Here is a 424-nt window from a genome sequence, read left to right as displayed (position 1 = left end):
CTGGAAGACGACGCCGATGTCGCGGCGCAGCGACGGCACCTTGCGGCGCGGCATCGTCATGAGGTCTCGCCCGGCGATGTGGATCTGGCCGGACGTCGCCGTCACCTCGTGCGTCATGAGACGCATGAGCGAGCTCTTGCCCGAGCCGGACTGGCCGACGAGGAAGACGAACTCTCCGCGCTCGATGTCGAAGCTGACGTCGTCGAGCGCAGGCGACAGCTTTCTGCCGTACGTCAGACTCACATGGTCGAAACGAATCATGGCTCCCCCGCCGTGCTCGATGCGTGCTCGCTACCTACCCCGCGTGTGAGCCGGTGTCACTCGGCGTCGCGGGCGGCGGCGCGCTTCCAGCGGATGCCGGCCTCGATGAACCCGTCGATGTCCCCGTCGAACACGCCGGAGGTGTTGCCGACCTCGTACTCGG

At 67.2% G+C, this 424-nt stretch carries 1 protein-coding gene; it reads right to left on the bottom strand.

Annotated features, from left to right (window positions below; all coding sequences use genetic code 11):
* The coding region (locus GO615_RS30015) for an ATP-binding cassette domain-containing protein (RefSeq protein WP_169133100.1) at positions 1-261 on the bottom strand (261 nt) is incomplete at its 3' end.
* Between the last annotated feature and the right edge of the window lie 163 nt (positions 262-424).

This window comes from Aromatoleum evansii, from assembly GCF_012910805.1.
Lineage (GTDB): Bacteria > Pseudomonadota > Gammaproteobacteria > Burkholderiales > Rhodocyclaceae > Aromatoleum > Aromatoleum evansii.
The sequence above is the reverse complement of the archived record's forward strand: the minus strand, read 5'-3'. Positions and strand labels throughout refer to the sequence as shown.